The organism is Flavobacteriales bacterium (genome assembly GCA_019694795.1).
In the GTDB taxonomy this organism is placed as follows: Bacteria; Bacteroidota; Bacteroidia; order Flavobacteriales_D; family UBA2798; genus UBA2798.
The window spans coordinates 1-7544 of record JAIBBF010000090.1; the positions used below are offsets into that span (position 1 = coordinate 1).

8 protein-coding genes are annotated in these 7544 nt (G+C 40.3%); 4 read left to right on the plus strand and 4 right to left on the minus strand.

Annotated features, from left to right (window positions below):
- Positions 1-89 precede the first annotated feature (89 nt).
- From K1X56_14365 to K1X56_14380, 4 genes are read right to left on the minus strand one after another with little or no spacing between them, the layout of a single operon-like run.
- Entirely contained in the window at positions 90-806 is a 717-nt protein-coding gene (locus K1X56_14365; GenBank protein MBX7095902.1) for an ABC transporter permease, read from the minus strand.
- A complete protein-coding gene (locus K1X56_14370; protein MBX7095903.1) occupies positions 803-1498 on the minus strand; it encodes a hypothetical protein in 696 nt (231 codons plus the stop codon). The genes K1X56_14365 and K1X56_14370 overlap by 4 nt, the downstream gene beginning before the upstream one ends.
- On the minus strand, positions 1495-2340 hold the full coding sequence (locus K1X56_14375) for an ABC transporter ATP-binding protein (protein ID MBX7095904.1): 846 nt from the start codon (positions 2338-2340) through the stop codon (positions 1495-1497). Before K1X56_14375 ends, K1X56_14370 begins: the two co-directional genes overlap by 4 nt.
- Before the next feature lies 1 nt (position 2341).
- Positions 2342-2995, minus strand: a complete 654-nt coding sequence (locus K1X56_14380; GenBank protein ID MBX7095905.1) for a TetR/AcrR family transcriptional regulator — start codon at positions 2993-2995, stop codon at positions 2342-2344.
- A gap of 150 nt (positions 2996-3145) precedes the next feature.
- Here K1X56_14380 and K1X56_14385 point away from each other — a divergent pair, with 150 nt between their 5' ends.
- The 4 genes from K1X56_14385 to K1X56_14400 form a co-directional block, all read left to right on the plus strand.
- Entirely contained in the window at positions 3146-4750 is a 1605-nt protein-coding gene (locus K1X56_14385; protein ID MBX7095906.1) for a hypothetical protein, read from the plus strand.
- 48 nt (positions 4751-4798) lie between these two features.
- The gene (locus K1X56_14390) at positions 4799-5452 is read left to right on the plus strand and encodes a DUF4476 domain-containing protein (GenBank protein MBX7095907.1); all 654 of its coding nucleotides are present in this window, start codon (positions 4799-4801) and stop codon (positions 5450-5452) included.
- An 83-nt stretch (positions 5453-5535) separates the two neighbouring features.
- Positions 5536-6264 (plus strand): FKBP-type peptidyl-prolyl cis-trans isomerase, encoded by a 729-nt coding sequence (locus tag K1X56_14395; protein MBX7095908.1) that lies wholly within the window; start codon positions 5536-5538, stop codon positions 6262-6264.
- A partial coding sequence (locus K1X56_14400; GenBank protein ID MBX7095909.1) for a L,D-transpeptidase family protein occupies positions 6254-7544 on the plus strand: 1291 nt, incomplete at its 3' end. The genes K1X56_14395 and K1X56_14400, both read left to right, overlap by 11 nt.

A 7544-nucleotide genomic window follows, 5' to 3' on the forward strand; every position in this document is an offset into this window, starting at 1 on the left:
TTCGATCGATCCTGAAAAAAATAAAATCAAAGACGCTCTGTTTTCCCGCAATAACGTTTACGGTTTACTTCACCATTTACGTATTAAAATCATCGATTAAAAATTCGTTGACGGAACAAACGGGTCAGCAGAACGATGGCACTGAGCTGGACAATTGCCGAGGTAAGCGTAAAAATATATTCACCGTTTAAAGCATAAATTTCGTTGTACGATTGATAAATCCAGAAACTCGGAAACAGGGATAGTGCATATTTCCATCCGGATGAAATAAACAGACTTAAAACCGGAAGAAGTAATACTAGATCGATTCCCTTAAAATAAGCCATCGCCTCAATTTTATTCTGCGCAAATGTTCCTATCAATAAAGCAATGGTAGGCGCTACCAGTCCGGCTTGAACGGCGAGGAGCAAGGTTTTAGCATGAATTTCGGGGGTGAGTCCGCCAAATGCCAATACCAGCCAGGCGCCGAATGTCGACAGTAAAAAAAAGAAAAACATCCGGGCGAGGATATAGTGACTGGGATTAACCGGAAGAACGCGGTGAACGTTCATCACCTGTTGGTCTTTGTCCTCAATAATGAGAAAAGCCGATAAAAATCCAAATAGAATACTCGACTGAATACTTCCGAACATGGTAATCGGTAAATAGTATTCTTTCAGTACAGGATAATACTGGGCTAATGGTGGAACAGCAAATTTTACAAAGAGCAAAAGCAGGAGCGGAGAGATCATGAACACCAGCAGCGTTTGGTCGCGGAAAATCAAACGTAAATCGGCAGCTACAATGCGAAAGAAAAGTGACTTCATGCTAAACTTATTTTTTGTAATCCGATGCGTGTTAAACGAAAGGCAGCGATCATCCAGAGGGAAAGTAGACTGTAATGAAAAATGAGTTCTGTTATACTGTGATTCATATTCAGACTATGATCTAAAATAACGATGCATGAACTGGTTGGAATTAAAAAATACCATTCCATTTTTCCGATTTCGAAATAACCGAGAAAAGGAAGCGAGAGAATTAAAATTCCTCCCAGTGCCCGTAGCATATAGGTATTGAAATTGCTTACACCACCGGCAAGGTAAAATCCTGCAAATGCAAAGAGACTGGTGGAAAGTAAAACGGATAAACAAAAATGAAGGATTAAAAAATCCATTCCTTTTGTGGCAATAACCATCGATAAACTACAGATCAGAGAAATAATGCTCAGCCAAATGGTTTTGGAAAAAATATATTGGGTGAGCGAAATAGGCGAGACCTTCAGAGCGATCAGGGTGTTTTCGTTAGATTCCATCAACATCAATACGCCTGCAAATAAAAATCCCAATAATGCAGGATCATTAAAAATCACCAGCACAAGTACTTTTTCGGCAGGCATAAATCCGGAAAGCCAGCGAAAGAGTAAAATGTAAATGAAAGTTACCGCAGCCGATACTACAAAAACTTTATTTCGTGCCATCAGCAACATATCGAATCTGAGCAAATGGAGTAAGGTTTTCATTCGTGCAGGTTTTTTCCTGTGACTTTAATAAACACTTCATCCAAACTCGCTTCACGGGAGTGAATGGTTTCTATTTCCTGATGTGAAATGAGCGATAAAAAATCGGGATTAGATCCCAATTTCGAAATGGGGAATTGATGTTTTTGACTTTGTCCCGATACCGTTACTTCCACCATATTGGAACTGTGCCTGAGCTTGAGTTGGGCGGGACTATCCATGGCCATGATTTTTCCGCCTGATAAAAATGCAACGCGATCGCATAATTCATCGGCATCGTGCATTTGGTGGGTGGTGATAAAAATGGTTTTTCCTTTTTTTCTGAGATCAGCGATAATATCCTTAACCATTTTTGCATTAACGGGATCGAGTCCGGAAGTGGGTTCATCCAGAAACAGGATTTCCGGGTCATGCATAAACGATCGAATGAAATTGAGTCGCATTTTCATTCCTTTCGAAAATTCGCTTACTTTTTTATGGGCATCATTCAATAATCCAACACTCTCCAGCAAGGCATCCACATTCATCGATTTGCGGTAAAATCCGCCGAAGAATTCCAGATTTTCCCTTGCCGTCATTTTTAAATAATGATTCGGTAATTCGAAACCGACACCAATTATGTTAAAGAGTTCGGAATTCCATTGGCTGACTTCCTTCCCCGCGATTTGAGCCGTTCCGCGATAATTGTTCAGCAAACGAAAAAGTATTTTTTGCGTGGTACTTTTTCCGGAACCGGAGGGACCCAAAAAACCGAAAATTTCACCTTTGCTGATGGAAAAATTCAGATTGCTGATAACCTCTTTCCCATTGGGATAATTGTACGAAAGTGATTCTACCTGTATCATATTATTGAAGTGCTTTTTGCATGAGCGCAATTAATTCATCCACACCTTTCATCAGTTCTTTCAGATTGTCGGCAAACAAAGATTTTCCATTGCGGATATTCGCTTCGAAGTCGATATGGTACTTGTTGCGCAACAGATCTGCAATACTTAAACTCATGGTGATGAGGAAATGGACAATTAGATCGGTGTCGGTTTTTTTAGAAAATGAACCGGCCTTTTTTTCTTGTTTTACCCATTCCCTAAACATCACTCTCGCTTTTTCTTTCCATGAATCGAGATAGGGTTTTACGGTTGCACTGTTTTCCTGGGTATTCATACGGTAGAGAAATAAACTGCAAACCGGATGTTCGAGATCGAAATTGATACCATTACGGAATTGTGCTCGGAAGTAGGACCAGAAATCGGGATAATTAGCACGGTTTAATTCTTTAACGTAAGATGCTTTTGTGTTTTCGGCTTCTTCTTTTAAATACATCCATAAATCGAATTTATCATCGAAATACTGATACACACTTCCTTTGGCAATTCCCAAGGTTTCAACAATGCGACTAATACTGGCATTATCGTAATTATTTAAAGCGAATTCCTTCATGCATACCGTCATGAATTGTTTTCTTTTTTCTTCGCTGAGTTTTAAAAAGGTCGGTTTTGGCATAAATGTGACTGATTGGTCACAAATGTAAATCAAAATATGACTACTCAGTCATAATTCTGAAAAATATATTTTATTTGTTGATATACAATGGTTTGAAAATTGGCTTTGTTCGGATTTGAACCAGGAAGGGCTTCATTTGTACCGCTTGGCATGATTCGGATTTTACTTTTAATGATATGGAGCAGTGGCTTTGCTGAACCGGAAATTGAATACAATTATTACCTCGATGGCAAAGTGTATTCGCGCATTGAAAAAGCCAGCGATTATACTTCTTTTGAAGTGTATTATGAGAATGGAGAATTGATGTGCAAAGGGAGAAGAAATACAGATCCGTATTATCGCAAGGGTCAATATTTCAAATCCTGGTTTCCGAATGGGAAAGTGCAATATGATTATATCGAAAACGAAGGCTATTTTTTTGCGCGCGATCAGGATGGTCGACTCACCCATCAATGCATGGTGAGTGCAGAAGGAAGGATTTATGAGGAATTTTATGCATCCGGAAAAGTGCATACCCGGGAATACCTGAGTGAGGCCAGCAGGGTGGGTGTTAATTATTATTGTCCTTTAAAATTCAATGCCGGACCAAATAAAATCCATGCCTATATCTATGAAAAGGGATGGAAAAAGATGGAGCAGTTTTATCCCAATGGAAGCTTAATGAAAGTGGGCATGGCGCAGGGAAAAGAAGAAGCACAAAAAGGAATTTATTATCGCTATACCTATTTTACGCCGGAAGGAGATACCGATAAAAGTGTAACGCATTACAACGATATAATTACGGGTAGAGTAGTGGAGTATTATGTAAACGGACAATTGAAAACGGAGAAATTCTATGAGGGGAAAGAGGACATAAAACTATTTAGATCCTGGACGGAAAATGGCGTATTGACTTCTGAATTAACCATGAAAAACGGCAGGTATGAAGGTCCCGCAAAAATGTGGTACCCCAACGGAAAACCGAGGATGTTTACGCATTATCATTACGGAATGACGGGTGGACCCACCATCTCCTGGTACGAAAATGGTATGCCGCAACGGCAGGAAAATTATCATGTGAAGTTTATCTATTCCGAAAAAGGAAAACTCGATGGATTAAACGTTGATTTTCCTTTTGTAAACAATCATGCGATCAATACCGAACTCCGGAAAATATCGGAGCTGGGCGATTTTGATTCCGGTCGCTTACGGATTGGGAAATGGACCGGTTATTATCCCAATGGTAAATTGGCATATAAAGCAGAATTTGTCAATGGTATTCCGGATGGCGATTTTAGTTTGTATTCGACGGAGGGGCACCAAATGGTATCCGCGCATTTTACAGATGGAAGATTATCCGGAAAGATGAAGATTCACACGCCGGAGGGTGTTTTGCAATTGGACTGTAATTATGATAGCGAAAAACCGGTAGGCGAGCGTTTGGAATATGACGCAAAAGGTCAACTTCAACAGCGATCCATTTACCCTGAAAACGGGAATTCCTATACACTTTATAAGAAAAACTACAAAGATGAAATAGAGATTCGCTCTGAAATTGATTCCGCTGCAGGCATTATTCGTATTTGTCACTTAAACCCCAAAGGTGAAACAACCCATGCCTATACCTACACCATGCGATTTCATCTTATGTTTTCAGAAGAAAATTATCCGGAAGGAATGCTGCATTTTAAACGGTGCTACAATGAGCAGGGAAAACAAAGTAAAACGGAGGAATTCGACCGTGAAGGCTTTGTGCTACACAGCTATGTCCATTAAAAGCCTTATTTTGGTCTGATATTTGTCTTTAGGACCAAAACCTTAACCATGAAATTCTTTTTTTCTATTCTGTTCAGCGTGTTTTTGTACAGCGCTCACGCTTCTGAATTTTTTCTTCAGGCTGAAAAAGCAGGCTATTATTCGGTAAGTATTTCCGATCAAACCTTAATTGCATCGAGCGGATTTTTTCGCTTTTTTGATCTGGCCTCCGGTAATCACAACATCACCGTTACCGAATTGTATTCGGGCTCGGTAGTCTACACGGGAACAATTCAATTAGCCGTGAACACCCGTAAAGTCGCCCGCCTGGATAGCCAATATAAATTCTTCGAAATTGCCAACGTGCCCGCCACCTGGAGCAATTGGTACACGCCTGCCGGAACCAATAACGAAGTGGTAAAAACCGAACCGAAGAGCAATCCACCGATCGATTTCGAAGCGGCCATTAAAGAGATCGACCGCGAAGCATTTGATGACCGTAAATTGGAAAAGGCTAAATCCATTACCTCTAAAACGACCTTAACCACAGGCCAGATTTCGAGGATTTGTAAACTGTTTGATTTTGATGATAACCGACTGAAATATGCAAAATATGCTTACGATTTTTGTTCCGATAAGGTCAATTATTTTAAGGTGAGTTCTACCATGACGTTCTCTTCCAATGGCTCGGAATTGGATAAATACATTCAAAGCCGAAAATAATTTAAACAATCATTCTTTTTCAAAGGCAAAGTCTGTCTTTTGGGCTTGATTTTGTCTTATTTTCGCACCATAAATTGAACATTATGAAATTGACACGCATTCTTATTCTGACTTTCTTCATGGGAGCAGTAGTTCCATCAGCTTTTGCTCAGAAGAAAGACAAAAAAAGCAAAACCGATAAAAACGAACATACACACATGTCACACGAAATTAAAACGGAACTCGATTCGGCTTCTTACAGTCTGGGAGTTCTGATTGCAAAAAATCTGCAACAGCAGGGAATGGATGAAATGAATATTGAATTATTCAAACAAGCCATGGAAGATGTTTACGGAAAAAAAGATCTTAAAATTCCAGATCCTGCAGCACGCACCTATGCCGATAATTATATCCGTGGATTGTCGGGTAAAAAAGCGAAGAAAAACCTGGAGGAGGGACGCAAATTCTTAGAAGAAAATAAAAAACGTCCGGGTATACAAGTTACCGCTTCCGGATTACAATACGAAGTAATTAAACAAGGTACGGGTCCAAAACCAACCGACCTCAATACCTCGGTTACCGCACACTATCACGGAACCTTGATTGACGGTACTGTATTCGATAGTTCTGTGAACCGCAATCAGCCGTTTAAAACAAAAGTGGGACAAGTAATCAAAGCATGGCAGGAAGCGTTGTTGATGATGAATGTTGGAACGAAACTCCGCATTTACTGTCCTTCTGAATTAGCCTATGGTGAGCGCGGTGCGGGACAAATGATTGGTCCGAACACTGTTCTGATTTTTGAAATGGAATTGATTTCAATTGATAACTGATTTTAAGAAATATAATCACCTTAAGCGGTCGCTGCATCTCCTTTTTGCAGTGACCGCTTTGCTTTTTACATCCTGCGGATCGGAACCGGGTTATGTGGAGGAAAAGAATTTAACTGAACTCGAAAAAGAAGAAATGCTGCGGGATGCCGTTCGAAAATTTTCGGATGGAGGCGATCATCATATTGTGTTGGATTCATTATCACTACTTAGTAGTGAAGAGATTCATCATTTTTATGAAAAGAGAGATTATCGTCCCTTCTGGATCTCCGTAAACGATACCAATTCACTCGGTGCATTAATGATTGGAGTGCTGGATAGTGCATGGACTTACGGATTGGATCCTTCCTGGTATTATTTGGGTCACGTTAAAGAATTATTATCCGCTGCTTCCGCCGATGAGAATTATGTCACCAAAAGTGAAGCCCTTGCCAAAACAGACATTTTTTTAACCAATGCTTTTTTTCTGCACACTACGTTTTTAGCAGAAGGATTTATTGATACGGCCCGAATGGGAGTAGCATGGAAAAAGGATTCGTTAAAAATTAATCTGAGCGATTATTTGGGCACCTGCAGCGACAGCAATCTGGTTAAAAATATTTTTGCATTCGAACCACACAATATCGAGTACCGTCGACTCCGCTCTGCATTATCGGCATGGTGGCGTTCGGTGGATATGTACACAGATCGTTTTGAAATTCCTGATCCGAAAAAAGATTCCACCGGATTTTGGGTGGCGGCAAAACAATCCTTGCAAAAATTCGGATACCTCGACAGTAGCGCGGCTTTGGTCGATTCTCTCGCTGTTAATGCACTTAAAAAATTTCAGGAATTCCATCGGATGGATGTGGATGGAAAACCGGGTCGGCAATCGGCATGGGCCTTGGGGCTCTCCAATTACGATCGTTTTTTGCGGGCGGCATTGGCCATGGAAAAATGGAGATGGAAACAACGCGATTCGCTGGCCTTTCAATTCCGGATTAATATTCCTTCTTATGAACTGAATGTTTTACGCAACGATTCACTGATTTATATTGCACGGGTAGTAACGGGAGCAACCGATCATCAAACGCCGGAACTGCGTGCTACGGTTCGTTATTTTACTTTATTCCCTTATTGGAATGTGCCGCACAGTATTTCAACGGAAGAAATTTTGCCTTATGTAAAACGCGATACCAATTACATGCACAAACATCATTACCGCATTTTCGATTTGAAGAAAAATGAGGTAAGTATTTCGGCAGTGAATTGGAAAAAACTCAGTAAAGATTATTTCCCCTATC